Below are 16,900 nucleotides of genomic sequence, written 5' to 3'. Positions count from 1 at the left end.
GGCCGCTTAGTACTCGGAGAACATCCGCTGAATCACGCGGCCGTCGTTTGTTGTCGCAATCGCGAGCATGAGGAGGATTCGCGCTTTGATGGGCGTGAGGTCGTCACCACTGATGCTGTAGACCGGCGTTGTGCCTGGGCGCGGGGGCCGTACGCTGATGCGCCCGGCACCCGCACGAGTGGTTGTTACCACAAACACCTGTTTGCCGATGGCGTACGTGATGCCCTGACCCTGCGTGCCGCTCGTGGCCCCCGCACCGGCGCCGGCGATGATCACACCCTTTGCGCCCGCATCGACCAGGGCGTTGATGACGTCACCCGTGGCGCCCTGATAGACCCATGCAATGTCGACGCGGGGCAGCGTGGTGAGGTTCGTCACGTCGAACTCACTTTGCGCCGAGTGGCGGCGCGCGGTCTTCCGGTAGTACGCCACTCCGGACGCATCCACCACACCCAGCACGCCGTAACGGCCCGACTGGAATGTATCCAAACTGAGCGCGTCGGTCTTTGTCACTTCGCGCGCCGAGTTGATTTCGTCGTTGAGCACCACGACCGCGCCCATTCCACGCGACTGCGGATGGGCCGCGGTCAGGAACGCGTCTTCGAGATTGGCGGCGCCCTCGTATCCAAGCGTGCTCGGGTTGCGCATCGATCCCACCACCACCACCGGACGCTCGTCGCGCACGGTCAGATGCAGGAAGTACGCGAGCTCCTCGAGGGTGTCGGTGCCGCTCGTGACCACCACACCCGCCAGTTCGGGATCGCTCTTGTACCGCGCGTTGATGCGCTTGGCCAGATCCACCCACTGCTCAAGCGTGAGGGCGGAACTCGACGTGTTGGCAAATTGCTCGCCTTCGGCCCGCACCCGGCGATCGAGACCGGGAATGGACGCAATCAGTTCCTGCACGGTCAGGCGTCCACCGACCTTGTTTGAAATGGTGCCCCCCGTTGCGAACAGGTAGACCTTTGGCAGCACAACGGCCGGTGCGGCGGCCGGCGATTGTGCGGTCTGGGCTTGCCCGGCGGTTGCAGTGGATTGGGTGGGCTCTGAGGCGACCAGCGCGGAGCCGGTCAGGTACAAAGCGATCGCGGACGCAGCACCGAGGGCGTAACGATTCATGGTCGTTACTCTACCGCGACACTATTGGGTCCGAGAAGCCCTCGTCAGCCAGGCGCTGAGCTGGCCGGCCGCTTCGTCGGGAGTTGCACCATAAAAGGGCATCAGGGCCGCCCGGCCGCCCGGAAGCCGCACGATCTGGGCCCGCCACCGGTCGCGGGCGACCGCAGATGCCTCGATCACATAGGCCCGGCCGTTGATCGTTTCCTTAAAGCGCACGAGAGTGGAGGAGGAAGTTACTTGTGTCACGGCCGCGCGACGATTGTCGCGGACGGCAGAGATGCGCGCAAGCGAAGCGCCGTACGAATCTGCACCTTGTGTGTGTCTCATCTCTTTTCGCTCAGCAAACTCCCAGGTTTTTCTTTTCGCGCGTTGAACGTCCACAGGCCTTCCACGATGTGTGCACAGGTTTTCCACAGCGGTGCCGAGCTGGGTCACAATGACGCAGTGCGCGCCGTGTTGCGATCGACCGTGTGGGCCGTGTTGGTCGTCCTGACAGCCGCCGCGACAGCCGCCGGTCAGGCCGCGCCCTCGGGTTCGCCTGCGCTGGACGTCTTCCGGATCTTTCTGCGCGATGGCCGTGTGCTGTCCAGCTATGGCGAGTTCGCCCAGGTCGATGCCGACCTCGTGTTTGTGGTGGCGCAGGGCGAGAAGGGCGGCGTACAGACGCACGATCTCATTACCGTCCCCGTCGCCGTTGTCGACATGGAACGGACGACGGCGTATGCCAGCGCCCTGCGAATGGCCGACTACGCCGCGCTGCGCGGAGAGCGCGAATACCAGGCGCTCATCGCGGATATCACCCGCGCCGTCACCGCACTGAAAGAGAGCGACGACAAAGACCGTCGTTTGGGCATTGCCATTGTGGCGCGCCGGCGCCTGCTCGCGTGGTCCGCAGACCATTTCGGCTATCGTGCAGCCGAACTCCGCCAGATTGTGTCGATCATCGATGACGTGATCCTCGATCTGCAGGCGGCCACCGGCACGTCGCAATTTTCGATCGACCTCGTGGCCTCGGTGACCCCACCACCGCCGGTGCCGTTGATGACAGCGCCCACGCCGGTCGAGACCGTCAAGATGGCCCTGATCGCGGCGACCACGACCGATGTCGGCGTGGAGAAACTCGCGCTGCTTCGCTCCGCGAACCGAGTGGCTGAAACGCTGCCCGATGCAGACGCAGGCCTCCGGTCGGAAGTCGCCCGACTGCTCGCCGAAGAAATCGCAGCGGACGCGGCGTATCGCTTGCTGCTGCGCGAGGCCCTGACCCGCGCGGACGCTGCGGTGCGCCAGGGCAAGCCCGTGGTCATCCGGCGGCTGATCCTGGACGTCGAGTCCCGCGACGCGACGCTGGGCCACCGGCGGCCCCGAGACGTGGCGGCGACCCTCCGAAAATTGTGGAGCGAGTCTGGTCTGGCGGTGGATCAGCAACTGGCGTTTGAGCGGTGGGCGCTCGTGAAGGATCAGCTTCGGGCGTACGAGGCTCGCGTTCGATCGGCGCATCGCGCGTGGACCAGACACGCGTCCACGCTATCGGCGATCAAGAAAGGTGAGCCGGCCAGCCCCGGCAAACTCGACGCCGCCGCGCGGGATTTCAGTGAACTCGACCGCGTGCTCGTCTCATTGCGGCCGCCCGACGAACTTGTGGAGTCCAACGGCATCTTCCGGAGTGCCGTGCAGCTCGTGCAGCACGGCCTGCTCCTGGGACAGCGCCTGGCGGTGGCTCCCAACGCGGAACTCTCGAGCAACGCCTCCTCGGCCATGACGGGCGCGGACCTGCTCCACAGCGCGGGCGTCAAGAGTCTCGCGGCCGCACTCCAGCCGCGCAGGGTGCGATGAGTACCCGTCGCCTCATTCGTACGTCCGATCTCGCCGGCTTCCGCAGAGCGGTGGCGGCGCTGGCGCTTGAAGGCGCTCCTCTGGATGCACGCCGGCGGGTGGTCATTGTGCCCACGCGCGCGTCGGTCACCCTGCTGCGGCAAACCCTGGAGCGGCACGCATCGCGTACGGGCATCGCCACGGTGATCTGGCCCGACCTCCTGACGCGTGACGAATGGATGACCCGGCTTCATCTGACCTTGCCGGGTGCCCCGCGCCTGCTCGCGCGAGTCGAACGCGAAGTGCTCATGGCGGCCGCCGCCGATCGCACCGCACGGCGCCCGCGCATGGGTGGCGCGCCGTTCGCCCTGCGCCCGGCGCTCGTGGCCGTGATGCTGGACTTCTACGACGAGCTTCGCCGCCGCCAGCGGTCGGTCACCCGTTTTCGTCGTGCACTGTTCGACGAACTGAAGGTCGAGCGCGGCAGCGACCGGGGCAGCGAAAGCCTCATTCATCAAACGGCCTTCCTCGGCCTCTCGTTCCTCGCGTACGAACGCGCGGTGGTGGCTGCTGGTGCCATCGACGAACACATGTTGCGCGCGTTACTGCTGGCCGAACGGCCGCAGTGGGCGGTCGATCACGTGGTGGTCGCCGTGGCCGACCATCCGACCGATCCGCGCGGCCTCTGGCCCGCAGACTTCGATCTGCTGGGTCGCTGGCCTGGCCTGCGCGTGGACGTGGTCATGACCGACGAAACGCACGACGCCGGTTTTCGCGAACGCCTCGAACGTGAACTGCCCGAGATCGAAGAACGTCGCGAGCCGCCGGCGCCATGGTCGCCCGTGGTCGTCCGCCCACCGGATGCCAAAGACGGGGAGTGGTGTCATGTGGGCCGCGATCGCGAAGAGGAAGTGCGCGACGTGATTCGGCACATCCGCGCGCGCGCCCGTCAGGACGCCGTGCCCGGCCGGCTCGCGCCGACGGCCATCGTTTTTCAGCGGCCCCTGCCGTATCTGTACCTGACCCGTCAGCTGTGCGAGGACGCCGGTGTGCCGATCCAGGCGCTGGACGCGTTGCCGCTGGCCGGCGAGCCATATGCCGCGCTGCTCGACCTGATTCTGGTGGTCGCTCGCACCGGCGGCACTCGCGAGTCGAGCCTCGCGTTGTTGCGCTCGCCCTTGCTGAACTTCGAAGTTGAGGGAGAGCGCGTCTCACTTGAAGATGTTGCGGCGCTCGACACCGTGCTCGTCGGGTTTCGAGTCACCGGCGGGGCCGATCGTTATCCCGACGCCGTCACCCGCTTCCTCGCTGGCGCCCATCGCCACGATCGCGCGCGTGCGAGCGGCGCGCCCAGGGCGGCGCAGGCGGCGTCCGACGCAGCCCGTGAGCTGGCGCCGTTCCAGCAGGAGGCGACCGCGTCGAATCAGGTCCGATGCGTGGCCGCATTTCTGCGTGCACGCCAACTCGGGCCCGGTGAAGGTGATGAGTGGCGCCAGGCGTATCTGCGCGCCCGCGCGGCCGTGCTCGGCTCGCTCGACGCGTTGGCGGATGCGTACGAGCGCCACGATGATCGCCATCGGGAAGCCGACGAACTGGTGGCTGCCATTCGACACCAGGTGGAGCGCCAGACCTTTTCGCCCGCGCGCAATCAAGCCGGCGTCCACCTCGTGGATGCGGTGGCCGCGCGGTTCGGCGAATTTGATCACGTGCATCTGGTGGGCCTGGTGGAAACCGACTGGCCCGAGCGACAGCGTCGCAGCATCTTTTATACGAGCGGACTCCTGAAGGTGCTGGGCTGGCCGCAAGATGCCGATCACGCGGCAGCCCAGTTGGCCGGCTTTCGCGATCTCACCGGCTTGCCGTCACGAAGCCTGCACCTGCACGCGTTCCATCTGGAAGGTGATGCCATGGTCGGCTTGTCGCCGATGGTGGAGGTGGCGCGGGGCCTGCCTGCCGTGTTGAGTGACGTGTTGCCGCCGGTCCAGATTTTCAGCGACGAAGTGCTCTCAGGCGCGAGCCAAGACGATGCCCAACTGCCGGAGGATGCGGCCGCCTGGCTCGACGCGCGCAGGCAGCGTCCGCCCCTCGACGACGAACGGTACCGCGGCGTCGGCCTGCCACAAGCGCCTCAGGCGTATCGAGTCAGCAAGGTCGATCGATACGTCACGTGTCCCTTCCAGTACTTCGCGGAATCCGTGCTCCACCTGCAGCAGGAGAATGAGGAGGCCGTCGGCCTCACTCCGATGGAGCGCGGCACCCTGATGCACGACTTGTTCGAGCGGTTCTATCGGGCGTGGAATGCCGCCGGCCATGGCACCATCACGGCCGAGCGACTGCCCGAAGCGGTTGCGATGTTCACGGCAATGGCGCGAGAGACCTGCAGCGCGCTTCCTGATGCCGACCGCGTGCTGGAAGAGACGCGCCTGTTGGGTTCACTCGTCGCTCGCGGCGTCGCCGAGCGCGTGTTCGAACTGGAAGCCGAAGATGGCGGCGATGTGGTCGCTCGCCATCTTGAAGAAGTGCTGAAGGGCCCGTTCAGGTTCCCTGTGCTCGGTGGACTGGACGAGGTCACCATCGAGATCAACGGCAAGGCCGATCGCGTGGACGTCTTCAGTGATGGCAGCCTGCGCGTGGTGGACTACAAGCTTGGGCGCATGCCGGATTTGAAAACGTCGATCCAGATCGCCGCCTACGCGTGGGCGGCCCAGCAAAAGCTCGAAGCGCGCGATCACACCCCACACCCCGTGGCGGCGGCGATGTACCTCGCGTTTGGTGATGAACAACGGCTCGAAGGGCGCCTGGGCTCTCGCACCGACTCGTCGGTCGCCGTCCAGGCCAGGGCCACGGAGTTTGCCGGTGTCATCGGCGAGATCGAAGCCGGGGAGTTTCCCGCCCGGCCTATCTCCACAAGTGAGTGCGGCTGGTGCAAGTACGCCGGCGTCTGTCGCAAGGAATACAAGCTGGAGGACGATGCAGACGAGCCTGTTTGATCTGCCCGATGACGACAAGCCGGCGCCGGCGGTGTTGCCAGACCAGGCGGCGCGCGATTTTGCGTCCGACCCGGCGCAGCACGTGGTGCTTGAGGCCTCGGCCGGCACCGGCAAGACCCGTGTGCTTGTGGATCGGTATGTCCGGCTCATTCGCCTGGGCGTGTCGCCTCGGCATATCCTCGCGATCACGTTCACGAGGAAAGCGGCGGCCGAGATGCGCGAGCGCATCCTCGAGCAACTGCGCGCCGAGGCTTCTCACGCGCTGCTGGCCGAGATTCAGGTCGCCACGATCGACGCGTTCTGTTTCGGCCTGCTGCGCGAGTTCCCGCTCGAGGCGGGCGTCGACCCGGGCTTCGAAATTGCCGACGAGACCGAGATGGCGCGGTTTACCACCGAAGCACTCGATGTGACGATGCGGATCGTGCGCGGCGTGGTGGTGCGTGATGAAAATGTGCGGCTGTTGTTCACACGCATCAAGGCCACGGTGCTGCAGGGCGTGCTGGCGACGTTGTTGGATCGGCGCCAGGTCGCACTGCCTGCGGTGGCGACGTTTGTCAGGCAAAAAGTACGCGTGCAAGGCCCCGACGAGGTATCGCGGGCGTTTGTCGCGCGCGTCCGCGCCGTGTTCAACGGACACGAGGCCTTTGTGGCGGACGGTCCGCCATCCCTGGCCGAGTTCCAGTGGGTGGCCGCAGAGGCGGCCCGGCTTGCGACTGGCGAAGACATTCCCGTCAGCGACGTTCCTCAGTTGCGGCGGCGGCTCGAACGGTACTTCCTCACCAAGAAGCTCGAGGCCCGCAAGAAGTTGCCCGGGAACGCGCGCGACCATTCGAATGCCGCCGCCCGCAAGCGGCACGAAGCGGCGTTCCTCGCGATGGCTCCCGGCATCGAGGCGTCGATCGATGCGCTGGAACGCGACGTCGATGGGTTGCTGGCGCGTGGGTTGCTCACGGTGCTGACCATTGCCGTGCATCAGTACCAGCGGTTGCTCGATGAGCATGCGGTGCTCGATTTTTCCGGCATGCTCGACCGCGCCGTGGCGCTTCTCGAGCGCCAGGAGGAGTTCGCGCGGAGCCGTTTGAAGCTGCAGGCGCGTTATCACCATCTGCTGGTAGACGAGTTCCAGGACACGAGCCGCCAGCAGTGGCGCTTGGTGGATTTGCTGATCGCGGCCTGGGGCGAAGGCGAAGGTGTGGCCGACGGACAAAACTCGATCTTCATCGTCGGCGACCGCAAGCAGTCGATCTATCGCTTCCGGCATGCTGAGGTCGCGCTGCTTGACGAAGCCGCGCGCCGGATCTCGGCGTTGCGTCCCGGCCGCCAGGTCAAACAGGCCATCACCAAGAATTTCCGGGCGGTGGCCGAACTGCTGGCCTTCGTGAATGTGCTGGCATCGGGTCTGGAAGGCGACCCGGATCTTGAGGAACGGTTCGCGTATGAGGAGCGCGACCACTTCCCGGTGGATGCGATCGCGCAGGGCGCCCGGCGCGACGGGCGGCCCGTGCTTGGCGTGGTCGCCGGCGCGTCCCTTCAGGCGTCGGCTGATGCGGTGGCCGCCGAGATTGCGCGGTTCCTGGCCGAAGCCACGGTGCGCGACCGTCAGGGGCCACCAAGAGCGGCACGGCCTGATGACGTGGCGATACTGTTCCGCGCGCGGGCCGGACACCAGGTGTACGAAGAAGCCCTGGAGCAACTCGGGATCCGCACGTACGTGTACAAGGGCCTGGGTTTCTTCGACGCGCCCGAAGTGCAGGACCTGCAGGCGCTGCTCAGGTTTCTCGCGCAACCCGAATCGAATCTCCGGGCCGCGGAGCTCCTGCGCTCGCGGTTTGTCCGGCTGTCGGACGCCGCGCTGGCGGCGTTGGCCCCCGGCCTGTCGGCCGCGATCATCGGTGACGCTGAGCCCGCGGCAGCGCTCGCGGACGTTGATCGGCAGTTGCTCGATTGCGTCCGCGCCGGCGCGCGCCGGTGGCTGGCGCTGACCGATCGAGTGCCCGCCGGCGAGCTCGTGGACCGCGTCATGCGCGAGTCGATGTACGCGGTGGAGATGACGGGCCTTCGCTCTAACCAGGCTCGGGAGAACGTGAAGAAGGTGCGCGCGCTCGTCCGGCGGATTGAGAATCGGGGCTACACCACGATCGGGCGGCTGGCCGAGTACTTTGAAACCCTGCGTGCGGGCGATGAATCCAATGCCGTCATCGAGGCGCGGGGCTGCGTGAGCCTGATGACGATTCACGCGGCCAAGGGCCTGGAATTCCCGGCGGTGTTTGTCGTGAATCTGCATGCGCCAGGCCGGGGCGGCTCTGCGGGCGTGACGGTCATCGACCGCAGCGTGGATGGTGAACCTGAGGTGGCCTTCCGTTCCACCGACGGCACCAGGCTTGAGGACCGTCGCGAGGTGGAGGAACTGCGTCGGTTGCTCTACGTCGCCGTGACCCGTGCGCGCGACGTCCTCTACCTTGCGGGTGAAGTGGACAAAGACACCGTGCTGAAGGCGCCGAAACGCAGCCTGGCGAGTCTGTTGCCGGTGACCTTGCGGACGGTGTTCACGCGCGCGGCATTAGCCGATGACGATGAGGTGATGTGGGATGCCGCAGGGCACCAGTTTGCCGTGCGCGTGTGCAAACCGCCGGCCCCTTCGGGGGGGCGCCCGGTGACCCCGCCGGCACCAGTGGCGCCGGCCGATGTTGACCGTGAGCCGCTGACGAGCGAGGCGCCGGTCATTCTCAGCGCCACCACGATTTCGGACGCACCGGCAATGGTCGTCCCGGCAGGTGACAGGGGCCAGGATCGCGCGTTGGACCGGTTGGCCGGCACGCTTGTTCACCGGCTGTTCCAGCATGGGCTGGCCGGCCCTTCCACGGCCGAGGCCGTGGCCCTCCACGCTGGGCGCCTGGCTCGCCCGGAGGAACTGGTGGACGTGGCCGATCGAAACGGCTTTTTTGGGACGGTCGCCGAGGCGTATTTGCGGGTGGCGGACCGATCGGACGTCCGGGCCTGGCTCGCCGGCGGCCGCGCCCACTATGAGGTGCCGTTCTCGTTCGTGTCGCCCGAGAGGCCGGCGGCCATTATCCGGGGGAGCATTGACTGTTTGGTGGCCCGGCCGGATGGGTCGCTCCTGGTACTGGAGTTCAAGACGGGCGCGCCCAGGCCCGAACACCGGGCGCAACTGGGCACGTATCTGGCCGCCGTCCGGCATGCGTTCAAGGAAGCTGCCGTAAGTGGAGAACTCGTGTATCCCGGCCCAGGAGAGTGAGATACACTCTTTACGATGTCTCTGACGTGTCCGAATTGCGGCAACGCCGAAAACTTTCTCGCCAAAACCCTCCAGATGCACCTCGTGCGCGTCGCGGACGGGCAAGTCCAACCTCCGATGGAAGAGGGGCGACCGGCACTGTTCGAACTGCTGTGCGACGAGTGTGATGCGACGCTCGACCTCGAAGGCTTTAATGACGACGAGCGGCGCGAATTGATGGTGACGCTGGGCGCACGCTGAGATCAGCGAGCCGGCGAGTCCCCCGCGTAGGTAACTGGGGAAGTGGGGAACTGAGGAGCTGGGGAATTGCGCCTGCACATCGATGTCCTTGGCACGTTGCATCTGGTCTGGGGTGCATTCGGCGTCATGACTGGCCTGTCCCTTTCGATTCTGGCGGCCGGCACACGCGCCTCGCTCGCGGGCGAGGCGTTTGGCCTCGGTGAACGTGCGGCTGTGGCGTTGCTGGCCGCGGTCGGCGTCTTCCTGATCGTCGGCGGTGTGTTATCGGCCTGGACCGGGCGAGCTCTCAAACGGCGCCAGGCCCGTGGCCGGCTGATCGCACTCATGATGGCCGTGCCCAATCTCGTGGTGGTGCCCTTCGGCACCGCGCTCGGGGTGTATACATTCTGGGTGCTCCTGAATGACGACGCCCGCCGGGTGTTTGGCAGGCCGCCTCGTGTGGTGGTGCCACCTGTTGCAATGAGCGAGTGATGAATCGCGATCCGAATCGCTGGGCGGCCCTGTCCTACGCACTCGGCCTCATCAGCGGCATCATCGTCCTCTCCATGGAAAAGAGGGACGGCTACGTGCGGTTCCACGCGTGGCAATCGGTGCTGGCGTTTTCCGTGGCGGCGATCGTCTCGCTGCTCCTGCCGACGTTGCCGGTCGTTGGCGACTGGCGCGCGGTGAGCGTTGTGTTCCGCCTGAGCGTGGTGGCGCTCTGGGTGGTCCTGATGATGAAAGCCCTGAAGGGGGAGTCGTACCGGCTGCCGTACCTTGGCGACATTGCCGCCAGCTTCTCGTACAATTCCAAAAATGGCACTGTCTGAATCTGTTGTCCTGGATGCCCTGCGCGTGGTGCAGGACCCCGATCTGCATCGCGATATTGTGAGTCTGGGTTTCGTCAAGCACGTCAATATCACCGGCGGGCATGTCGCGTTCACTGTTGAACTCACCACTCCCGCTTGTCCGGTGAAAGATCTCCTGCGCGATCAGGCGAAGTCTGTCGTGAGCGCGCTGCCCGGCGTGACAAGTGTGGCCGTGGAGATGACCGCCCAGGTGCGAGCCGCAGGCCGCCCGGAAGCAGGACGCGCCCCGGTTGAGGGAGTGAAAAACATCATCGCTGTCGGCGCTGGCAAAGGCGGCGTCGGCAAAACGACCGTGGCGGTGAATCTTGCCGTGGCGCTTGCGAGGGCCGGGAGCCGCGTGGCGCTGCTTGATGCCGACATGTACGGGCCGAACGTGCCCATCATGCTGGGGTTTGAAAAAGGCCTGCGGCTTGAGCAGGAAGAAGACAAGATTCTTCCGGCCGAGCGCTACGGTGTGCAGGCCGTCTCGATGGGGTTTCTCACGGCCGACGACGCGCCGGTGATTTGGCGCGGACCGATGTTGCATGGCGCGATCACGCAGTTCTTTCGCGACGTCAAATGGGCCGAAGTGGATTATTTGATCGTGGACATGCCGCCCGGCACGGGTGACGTGGCGTTGAGCCTGAGCCAGACGGTGCCGGTGGCCGGCGCCGTGGTGGTGACGACGCCGCAGACGGTGTCGATTGCCGACACCCGGCGCGCGGTCAAGATGTATCAGAAGCTCAACATCCCGGTGATCGGCATCATCGAGAATATGAGTTATTTCGTGTGCGGCGGCTGCGGGACCGAGGCCGATATCTTCGGCAAGGGCGGCGGCGAGGCCCTCGCCCTTGAACTGGGTGTGCCGTTCCTGGGCGGTGTGCCGCTGTCTGAGCCCGTGCGGGCAGGTGGCGATGCGGGCAAACCGATTGTTTTGTCCGCGCCGGATTCGCCGGCGGCTGTGGCACTCGCGGGCGCGGCGGCCCGAGTGGCCCAGCAGGTGTCGATTGCCTCTTATGCGCGGAAAGCTATTCCGCTGACGCCGATCAATTGATTCCGTTCACCAAGCACACGCTCGCGAACGGCCTTCAGGTGGTGGTCCATGAGGATCACCACCTGCCGCTCGTGGCCGTCAACGTCTGGTATCACGTCGGTTCCGCCAATGAGGCGCCCGGCCGCAGCGGGCTGGCGCACCTGTTCGAACACCTGATGTTCAAAGGCGCTGCGCATCAGCCGCGCGGCTTTTTTGAGCCGCTGCAGGAAGCGGGCGGGTCGCTGAACGGTTCCACCAGTGCCGACCGCACCAACTACTGGTCGGTGGTTCCCGCGGGCGCCACAGAACTGGCACTCTGGATGGAAGCCGATCGCATGGGGTGGCTGATGCCGGCCCTGTCGGTCGAGCGCTTTGAGACCGAGCGCGAAGTGGTGCTCAACGAGCGCCGCCAGAGTTACGAAAATCGGCCGTATGGCCTCGCGCACTTTGCGTTGTCGGAAGCGATCTATCCGCGAGACCATCCCTATCACTGGCCCACGATCGGATATCCGTCAGACCTGCGCGCGGCCACGGTTGATGATGCGCGAGCGTTTTTTCAGCAGTACTACCACCCGGCCAACGCGTCGCTCGCCATCGCCGGGGATGTGCGCACTGATGCCGTGATGACCCTTGTGGAGCGGCTGTTTGGTGACATCCCCGCCGGACCGGCGCTGGTGGCGCCGAAAACACCCGCGGTGCCCGTGTCGCCGCGGCGCCTGCTGCTCGAAGATCGCGTGGAGTTGCCGCGGCTCTATCTGATGTTCCCCAGTCCGGCGCTGTTTGACGACGACGATGCCGTGCTCGACGTGACCGCCGATCTGGTGGCGAACGGCCGGACGTCGCGGCTCTATCGCACGCTGTTGCACGACCGGCGGCGCGCGGCGGGGCTTGGCGCCGGTCAGGGATCACGTGAACTGGGCAGCCTGTTCCAGGTGGTGGCCACCGCCGCGCCGGGCGTGATGCTCGAAGAGTTGCGCGTCGCGGTGATGGAAGAGTTGGAGCGGTTGGCCACGGCCGGGCCGTCCGAGGCCGAACTCGAGCGCGCACGCGTGCAGGCCGAAGCCTCGTTCCTCTACCGGCTGCAGACGCTCGGCGGCTTCGGCGGCAAGGCGGACCAACTGAACGCCTACAACGTTTACAAGGGGTCCCCTTCGTATTTTAAGCAGGACCTCGATCGGTATCTGCGCGTGACAACTGCGGATGTTCAACGAGCCGTGCGAACGCTCCTCTCAGCCGGGCAGGCGGTGGCGTTGTCGGTGGTGCCGCAGGGCCAGCGGCAATGGGCCCTGGAACTTTCCGAGCCGGCGGTGGTGACCACGTGACGAACCATACGCGTTTTGTGATGCCCGGTGCTGGCGCACCCGCGCTCGTGACGTTCCCGCCTGTGGTCCGGGCGACGCTGTCGAACGGCGCGCGAGTGTGGACCATTCGCCACGACACGATTCCGGTCGTGACCATCGTGCTGGTGGTGCCGGTCGGGTCAGCCTTTGATCCCTCGACGGCGCCTGGACTCGCCGGCGTGATGGCCGACCTGCTCGATGAAGGGACGGAACGGTTTGATGCGATCGGCCTCGCGCAAGCGTTTGCGAGCCTCGGCAGTGAGCTGTCCATCGATGTCGGCCCGGACACCACGACATTCACGCTCACGACACTGCCGCGGTTCATGGAGCGCGCGCTGGCGTTGCTGGGCGACGTGATGACGCGTCCACGCCTGCACGAGAGCGATCTGGAACGGGTGCGTGAGATGCGGCTCAACCGGTTGCGCCAGGTCAGGAGTTCGGCGTCCGCTGTTGCGGATCGCGCGTTCCTGTCGGCCGCGTTCGGGGCGCACCCCTACGGGCACGGCACGCTCGGCACCTCGGCCGCGTTGTCACGCGTGACGATCGACGAGGTTCGGGCGTTCCACGCGGCGGCCATGCGCCCATTGGGCGCCACGCTCATCATTGCGGGCGCGATGGGATCCGCGGAGGCGCTGGAAGCGGCCGAGCGTCAGCTGGGTGGCTGGCAGGCGAGCGCCGCCCCATCACTCCTTGCACCGGTGCCGCCGGCGATGGCGTCGGGGCCCGCGCGGGTCATTGTGGTGGACCGACCCGGCGCGCCACAGACGGAAGTGAACGTGGGCCACCTGGGGCCGGCGCGCAATGTGGACGAATACCACGCGCTGGTGACGCTGAATGCGTTGCTCGGCGGCCAGTTTGCCAGCCGGATCAACCTGAACCTCCGCGAGGCCCGCGGGCTGACGTATGGCGCACGCACCGCCTTTGATTTCCGCGTGCGGTCGGGCACCTTCTCCTGTGAGACGAATGTGCAGGGCGACGCCACGCCGCTGGTGGTGTCCGAGATTCTCAAGGAGTTCGAGGCCGTGGGCGGCAGCCGCCCGGCGGAGACGGACGAACTCGAACGCGCCAAGTCCTCGATTACACGCGGCTTTGTCCGTCAGTTCGAAACGTCCGAGCAGCTGGCCCACGCCGCCGCGCGACTGGCGACGTTTGAGCTGCCGGCCGACACATTCGACAGGTTCGTGCCGGAGGTAGAGGCCGTGACGACCGAGGCCGTGTCGGCCGCCGCCAGGCGCCACATCCGACCCGACGATTCCATCGTCGTGGTGGTGGGCGATGCGTCGCTGTGGCGCGAGCAGTTGGGGACGCTCGGTCGACCCGTTGAGGATGCGGAGATCGAGTTCTAGGGGGCGACTCCCGAGGATTGACTTGTCTCTGCAGCCAGCCAGATAATCGGGCCTGCCCATGATCACCCTGACGTTATCGGCTTTTCTCGTGGCGAGTCTCGCTGTCGCCCAGAATCCTCCGGCGTCAGTGCAGACCACCGACACGGCCGTGTTGGCCGAGCTCACCGCGTTGCGCAAGTCGGTCGATCAACTCGTTGAGGTCATCAAGCTGGTGGCGCAGCAGTCGGCCGACCGCGACTCATCCCTGGTCATGGCGCAAGTGATCGACATGGACGAGCGCCGCATTACCCAGATGCAGGTCAGACTGGATGGACTCGAGCAGAGCCGTGCCGCCATCGACAAGGAGATGGCGCAGATGCGCGGTTCGGTGGACGTCTACACCCAGATGGCGGCAGGAGACCCCACCGGCAAGGCGCAGGCCATGATGGAGCAGGAAAAGGCGAGGACGGCTGAACAGCTTGAGCAGAAGGCGAACGCCAAGCTCCAGCTTGAGAGCCAGATCTCCCAGCTCGATGGCGAGATCGCCAACGCGAAACAAACGGTCCTTGAGATGCGGCGACGCCTGGACCAGAAGATTCGACTCACCCCGCAACCGTAACGAAAGCCACGAAGGAGAACTGCGCGATGACGAACCACCTCAGGAAAGCAGCCTTGTGCGTATTGATGCTGACAGGGCTGCCGGCGCTGGCCCAGGCCCAGATCCCCAATACCTGCGACTTCGATGGCGACGGCAAGACCGACCCCGTCGTTGTCAGGAACGTGGGCGGTCAGTTGAATTGGTGGATTCTGAAGTCAGCCGGTGGCGTGCAGTTCACCAGTTGGGGAATCATCGGCGATACCAGCCTCTGCGGCGACTACGACCTCGACGGCAAGTCGGACGTGACGGTCTGGAGATCAGGGGCTGCCGGCGCTGCGGGTTTTTGGGTGCTGCGCTCGTCCAACGGCACAGCATTTTTTGAGCCCTTCGGGCAGACCGGGGACGATGCGGAGGTGGTGGGCGATTACAACGGCGACGGCCGTGATGACTTCGCGGTATATCGGGCGGGCGCAATCTCGGGGGATCAGTCCTTCCTCTACTACCGCACGACACAGGGTGGTTCTGTGGCCTACGTGCCGTGGGGACTGAACGGCGATTTCAGCGCGCCGTTTGATTACGATGGCGACGGGAAGCACGACCCGATGGTGCAGCGGAACGGCGGCGGTGGACAGGCCGCCATCTGGGTTCGGCAGTCGTCGAACGGCGCCACTACGCTGTTCAGATTTGGCACCCCAACCGACGCCCTGGTCCCCGGCAACTACGACGCTGACGCGACCGAGGACCTGACGGTCGGCCGAGGTTCCGCCGGCCAGATACAGTGGTGGACCCGAGCGACTTCAAACGGCGCTATCTCCCTGAGCATCTTCGGGGCGTCGGCGACCGACTTTCTGACACAGGGGGACTGGGACGGGGACGGCAAGACCGACGTGGCCATCTGGCGCCCAGGGCAGTTCTGGCTCAATCGGTCCACAGCCGGCCTCGCTGTCGTGTCATGGGGCACAAACGGCGACTACCCGGTGAACAGCTGGCGTACTAAATGACGGGCCGCGTCTGACTCTTTCTTTTGTGTCCGGAACGGCGCGCTAATCGCGCCGTTCCGGGCGTGAGCGGTAGTTCCACAGCCATGAGGCCGCCCGCGCCCCTCTCCCAGGTTCTACCTCTGCGCGTCCTGGTGCTCGCGCAGTACTTCACGCCCGAACCCATCACCAAACCCGGAGACCTTGCTCAGGCGCTGCACGAGCGCGGCCATGACGTGACCGTGTTGACGGGTTTGCCTCAGTATCCCAACGGGGCGCGATATCCGGGCTACTCGTTGCGGCCGTGGCAACGTGACACGCTGGGCGCCGTGCCCGTCCTTCGTATGGCGGGTTACGCGTATCACGGGCGGTCGGTTCTGCGCCGCTGCGCGAACTTCGGCGCATTCGCGCTGGCCGCAGTGCTGGCACGGCCGCTGCTAAAGCGGCCTCAGGTCATCTACGTGTGGCATCCACCGCTGTCGATAGGCGTCGCGGGCTGGCTCCTGGCGCGCATCATGCGAGTGCCGTTTGTATACGACGTCCAGGACATCTGGCCGGATGTCATTGTGGCCGCCGGACTCATCAGCAACCCTCGCGCGATCCGTGCGCTCGAAGCGCTGGAGCGGTTCATCTATCGCCGCGCAGATAAAATCCTCGTACCGAATGAGCGTGCTCGCGACGTACTCATCGCCAAGGGCGCGTTGCCCGAGCGTCTGTCGGTCACTCATCACTGGGTGGAAGGCGACCTGGCCCGGCAAGGCACAGTGGCCGAGCGCCATGTCACGCGCGAGGCGCAGGGCTGGAAGGATCGATTTGTGGTGCTGTTTGCCGGCAACCTTGGCATTGCCCAGGATCTTGCGACCGTGGTGAAGGCCGCCGCGCTGCTGACCGACCCTCGGGTGTTACTGGTGTTTGCGGGTGAAGGTACGGCCCGGCGTGATCTGGAAACACTGGCGCGAGAGACCAGTGTTGCGGACCGCACCGTGTTTCTTGGCTGGCGCGAGCATCAGGAGATGCCATCGCTGATGGCCGCCGCCGACGCGCTGCTGGTGCATCTCGTTGACTCCACCGTCTTCGAAGCCGTGGTGCCCACAAAGACGGTGGCCTACCTGGCGGCCGGCCGCCCCATCGTGATGGCGGTACGGGGAGCCGCCGCCGACCTCGTGCAGAGCACTGGCACTGGCGTGGTGGTGGACCCGGGCGACCCGGCGCGATTAGCGGCTGCTCTCGACGCGCTTGCTCGACTCGACGAGGGCACCCGCGCCGCCATGGGCGCGCGGGGCCGTGCGCGGTTTGATGACACCTTCTCCAAGGACTGCGTGGTGCCGCAATACGAAACCGCGCTGGACGCGGTCACCCGCCGCTGACACGCGTTGCCGGGTC

Annotated in this window: 14 protein-coding genes; 12 read left to right on the top strand and 2 right to left on the bottom strand. The window is 66.0% G+C overall.

Annotated features, from left to right (window positions below):
- Nucleotides 1-6: 6 nt before the first annotated feature.
- Both IPL75_17560 and IPL75_17555 read right to left on the bottom strand, forming a co-directional pair.
- Nucleotides 7-1,119: an asparaginase gene (locus IPL75_17560; protein MBK9242006.1), complete on the bottom strand. Its 1,113-nt coding sequence runs from the start codon at nt 1,117-1,119 to the stop codon at nt 7-9.
- A 21-nt stretch (nt 1,120-1,140) separates the two neighbouring features.
- On the bottom strand, nt 1,141-1,446 hold the full coding sequence (locus IPL75_17555; protein MBK9242005.1) for a hypothetical protein: 306 nt from the start codon (nt 1,444-1,446) through the stop codon (nt 1,141-1,143).
- Between the two features lie 117 nt (nt 1,447-1,563).
- Between IPL75_17555 and IPL75_17550 the strand changes: the two genes are divergently transcribed.
- The 12 genes from IPL75_17550 (at nt 1,564) to IPL75_17495 (ending at nt 16,884) form a co-directional block, all read left to right on the top strand.
- Nucleotides 1,564-2,952: a hypothetical protein gene (locus IPL75_17550; GenBank protein MBK9242004.1), complete on the top strand. Its 1,389-nt coding sequence runs from the start codon at nt 1,564-1,566 to the stop codon at nt 2,950-2,952.
- Entirely contained in the window at nt 2,949-5,921 is a 2,973-nt protein-coding gene (locus tag IPL75_17545) for a PD-(D/E)XK nuclease family protein (GenBank protein ID MBK9242003.1), read from the top strand. Before IPL75_17550 ends, IPL75_17545 begins: the two co-directional genes overlap by 4 nt.
- Nucleotides 5,902-9,177 (top strand): UvrD-helicase domain-containing protein, encoded by a 3,276-nt coding sequence (locus IPL75_17540; protein ID MBK9242002.1) that lies wholly within the window; start codon nt 5,902-5,904, stop codon nt 9,175-9,177. The genes IPL75_17545 and IPL75_17540 overlap by 20 nt, the downstream gene beginning before the upstream one ends.
- Before the next feature lie 15 nt (nt 9,178-9,192).
- On the top strand, nt 9,193-9,417 hold the full coding sequence (locus tag IPL75_17535) for a hypothetical protein (GenBank protein MBK9242001.1): 225 nt from the start codon (nt 9,193-9,195) through the stop codon (nt 9,415-9,417).
- A gap of 66 nt (nt 9,418-9,483) precedes the next feature.
- Complete coding sequence (locus IPL75_17530) at nt 9,484-9,888, top strand: hypothetical protein (GenBank protein ID MBK9242000.1); 405 nt, start codon at nt 9,484-9,486, stop codon at nt 9,886-9,888.
- Nucleotides 9,888-10,226, top strand: coding sequence for a hypothetical protein (locus IPL75_17525; GenBank protein ID MBK9241999.1), 339 nt, complete (start codon nt 9,888-9,890; stop codon nt 10,224-10,226). The genes IPL75_17530 and IPL75_17525 overlap by 1 nt, the downstream gene beginning before the upstream one ends.
- Nucleotides 10,213-11,298: an Mrp/NBP35 family ATP-binding protein gene (locus IPL75_17520; protein MBK9241998.1), complete on the top strand. Its 1,086-nt coding sequence runs from the start codon at nt 10,213-10,215 to the stop codon at nt 11,296-11,298. The genes IPL75_17525 and IPL75_17520 overlap by 14 nt, the downstream gene beginning before the upstream one ends.
- Complete coding sequence (locus IPL75_17515; protein MBK9241997.1) at nt 11,295-12,599, top strand: insulinase family protein; 1,305 nt, start codon at nt 11,295-11,297, stop codon at nt 12,597-12,599. The genes IPL75_17520 and IPL75_17515 overlap by 4 nt, the downstream gene beginning before the upstream one ends.
- Nucleotides 12,596-13,963 carry an insulinase family protein gene (locus tag IPL75_17510; GenBank protein MBK9241996.1) on the top strand — a complete coding sequence of 456 codons (1,368 nt, stop codon included), beginning with the start codon at nt 12,596-12,598 and terminating at the stop codon, nt 13,961-13,963. Before IPL75_17515 ends, IPL75_17510 begins: the two co-directional genes overlap by 4 nt.
- 58 nt (nt 13,964-14,021) lie before the next feature.
- Nucleotides 14,022-14,561, top strand: a complete 540-nt coding sequence (locus tag IPL75_17505) for a hypothetical protein (GenBank protein ID MBK9241995.1) — start codon at nt 14,022-14,024, stop codon at nt 14,559-14,561.
- A gap of 26 nt (nt 14,562-14,587) precedes the next feature.
- Entirely contained in the window at nt 14,588-15,541 is a 954-nt protein-coding gene (locus tag IPL75_17500; GenBank protein ID MBK9241994.1) for a VCBS repeat-containing protein, read from the top strand.
- A gap of 83 nt (nt 15,542-15,624) precedes the next feature.
- Nucleotides 15,625-16,884 (top strand): glycosyltransferase family 4 protein, encoded by a 1,260-nt coding sequence (locus tag IPL75_17495; protein MBK9241993.1) that lies wholly within the window; start codon nt 15,625-15,627, stop codon nt 16,882-16,884.
- Nucleotides 16,885-16,900 lie beyond the last annotated feature (16 nt).

This window comes from Acidobacteriota bacterium (assembly GCA_016716905.1).
In the GTDB taxonomy this organism is placed as follows: Bacteria; Acidobacteriota; Vicinamibacteria; order Vicinamibacterales; family SCN-69-37; genus SYFT01.
This window is presented reverse-complemented; position numbering and strand designations above follow the sequence as displayed.

What these genes read in the sequence shown, in the direction of transcription:
- IPL75_17560 (MBK9242006.1), bottom strand. Translation starts at nt 1,119, where the DNA reads ATGAATCGTTACGCCCTCGGTGCTGCGTCCGCGATCGCTTTGTACCTG.
- IPL75_17555 (MBK9242005.1), bottom strand. Translation starts at nt 1,446, where the DNA reads ATGAGACACACACAAGGTGCAGATTCGTACGGCGCTTCGCTTGCGCGC.
- IPL75_17545 (MBK9242003.1), top strand. Translation starts at nt 2,949, where the DNA reads ATGAGTACCCGTCGCCTCATTCGTACGTCCGATCTCGCCGGCTTCCGC.
- IPL75_17540 (MBK9242002.1), top strand. Translation starts at nt 5,902, where the DNA reads ATGCAGACGAGCCTGTTTGATCTGCCCGATGACGACAAGCCGGCGCCG.
- IPL75_17535 (MBK9242001.1), top strand. Translation starts at nt 9,193, where the DNA reads ATGTCTCTGACGTGTCCGAATTGCGGCAACGCCGAAAACTTTCTCGCC.
- IPL75_17525 (MBK9241999.1), top strand. Translation starts at nt 9,888, where the DNA reads ATGAATCGCGATCCGAATCGCTGGGCGGCCCTGTCCTACGCACTCGGC.
- IPL75_17520 (MBK9241998.1), top strand. Translation starts at nt 10,213, where the DNA reads ATGGCACTGTCTGAATCTGTTGTCCTGGATGCCCTGCGCGTGGTGCAG.
- IPL75_17505 (MBK9241995.1), top strand. Translation starts at nt 14,022, where the DNA reads ATGATCACCCTGACGTTATCGGCTTTTCTCGTGGCGAGTCTCGCTGTC.
- IPL75_17500 (MBK9241994.1), top strand. Translation starts at nt 14,588, where the DNA reads ATGACGAACCACCTCAGGAAAGCAGCCTTGTGCGTATTGATGCTGACA.
- IPL75_17495 (MBK9241993.1), top strand. Translation starts at nt 15,625, where the DNA reads ATGAGGCCGCCCGCGCCCCTCTCCCAGGTTCTACCTCTGCGCGTCCTG.